Origin of the sequence: Thermomonas sp. (genome assembly GCF_025993755.1) — a bacterium.
Classification (GTDB): Bacteria; Pseudomonadota; Gammaproteobacteria; order Xanthomonadales; family Xanthomonadaceae; genus Thermomonas.
Genome location: NZ_JAMQHN010000204.1, coordinates 1 through 2,116, shown reverse-complemented (window position 1 = coordinate 2,116; position 2,116 = coordinate 1). Strand labels below are relative to the sequence as shown.

The 2,116-nt window shown below is 69.4% G+C and carries 2 protein-coding genes; both read right to left on the bottom strand.

Annotated elements, in window-relative coordinates:
* Window positions 1–628: tetratricopeptide repeat protein (locus Q0X16_RS13245; protein WP_345780307.1), on the bottom strand; the 628-nt coding region annotated here is incomplete at its 3' end.
* An 88-nt stretch (window positions 629–716) separates the two neighbouring features.
* Window positions 717–2,116: hypothetical protein (locus tag Q0X16_RS13240; RefSeq protein WP_297835338.1), on the bottom strand; the 1,400-nt coding region annotated here is incomplete at its 5' end.

Here is a 2,116-nt window from a genome sequence, read left to right as displayed (position 1 = left end):
GGCCCTCGCGCAGGCGCTCGCGCGCCAGGGCGAAGTGCGCCTCGGCATCCTGCGGCAGCAGCGCCGCCGCCCTTTCCGCCTCCGCACCCGCCTCGCGCCCCTGCGACAGCCGTGCCGCCGCCAGCGCCTTCCAGGCGAAGCCGCTGGCCGGATAGGCGGCGACCAGCTGGCGCGCCAGGATCTCCGCCTCGTGATGGCGGCCGGCGGCGTAGGCCGCCAGCAGCGCCTGCGCCGCCTCGGCCGGCGGCTCGCGCCGCAGCACGGCGTTCTGCTCCGCCCGCCCCACCCGCTCGCGCAGCGCGGCGGCGGCCGGCAGGGCGCGCACCGGCGCGGCCTGCAGGGCCAGCAGGGCGGCCTGCGATTCGCCGCATTGCAGCAGGGCCTCGGCCAGGGTCAGCCGGTATTCGCCGCGTTCCGGCTGGGCGGCGACCGCCGCCTCGAGTAGGCGGCGCCCCTGCACCGCCTCGCCGCCCTGCAGGGCGACGGCGCCAAGGTTGTGCAGCGCCGCCGGATGGCCCGGCTGCGCCGCCAGGATCTCCTGGTAGATGCGCGCGGCCTCGTTCAGGTGGCCAGCGCGCTGCAACGCGACGGCCTGGGCCAGGGCGGCTTCCAGATTCAGTTCGACCATGGGGTAAATCCGATCGTTAAAAAAAAACCGGGGGGCTTGCGCCCCCCGGTGTTGCTGCAGGTGATGCTAACAGCCAGTGCGCAGCCGATTACCGGCCGTCGATGCCCAGCTTGGCATCCTGCGACTGGTACTGGCCTTCGTTAGCCGGCGCGCGGTCGACGCTGCCCTCGAAGTCAACCGCTTGCGTGCTGGAAGCTTCGATGAAGTTCTGGCTCGCCGGGTTGTAGAGGTAGTTCTGCACGCGCAGCGTCGAACCGGCGTTCGAGGTGATGCGCAGGCGCGAACCGCCGCGGGCCAGATCCTGCGACACCGCCGGACCGTTGGTGGCGGCGCCCAGCACGCTGGCAGGCGGGGTGACCAGCAGCGCATCGACTTGCGCCGAGGTCAGATTCAGCACGGCGCGCGGCGGCAGGTCGGCCAGTTTGCCCCAGGCGCCGTAGGTGCCGTCGGCGTGGATCATCTGGCCATAGACGTCGATGGTGCGGGTCTCGTTGTTGTTGATCAGGCGAATCACGCTCATCCAGCCGGTGTTGGCGGTCTGTTGGCTGTTGGCGTAGTTGCGCACGTCGATCTTGACGCCGCCGCCGAGCGAGTAGAGGTTGCCGTTACACACGTTGTCCTGCTCGTCGGTAAAAGGAGTGCCGGCAGGCGCCTTGTCCACCGTGGCTTTCGCCGTGAAGCTCGACAGCGGGATCGGCACGCCGACACCAGCAACGCCGTAGCAGACATGCACCGGGCCGGTACCGGTGGCGCCAAAGGCGGTGTTCACCAGGGCAGGGGTGGTGATGGACAGGTTGATCGGGCCGGCCGCGTTCAGGGCGGTGATGGCCGTGGCCGCGCCGCCGCCGCTGACAAGACCGACGCCTCCCGTACAGGTGGCAGCAGTGTCGAGCCACAGCGTGCCGCCCGGGACGAAGCCGTTGGTGGCGTGAACTTCGACATCGACCTTGAGGACTTCCACGTCGCCGATGGCTGCCGCAGAGGTCGCGACGCCGTCCAGACCGGTGAGGTATGCGCCGCCCGCCACGCCGGCGAGGACATAGCCGTTGATCAGGTTGGAGTCATAGCCAGTGCCGTTTTGCACCAAGGTGACCGTGCCGAGGTTGGCGATGGTCGTGCTAACGTAGGAGCCGGCACTGCCGGTGAATCGCGTGTTGGCCGTGGCGACGTCGACCTTGGCGTTGCCCCCGGAAGCAGCAACCGCGACGCGCACGTTGGTCGGGAAGTTCATGATCGTCGCGCTGTTGGTGGCGCCGCCGCGGGTGTGCTCGTCCGGCGTGGCGTTGGCGTCGGTGGCCTGCACGGCTTCGTTTAGCAGGGCGACGTAGTGCTTGAAGCTGACCGCCTGGGTCACCACGTTCTGGCAGACGCCCGGGGTAGAGTAGGGAGCCACCGTCGAGGCGTTGAATTCGTTCACCAGGTCGCCGACCACGGACTTCAGACCGAGGATGGTCGTGTCGGTCGTGCCGAGGGTGGAGTTGTTGAAGG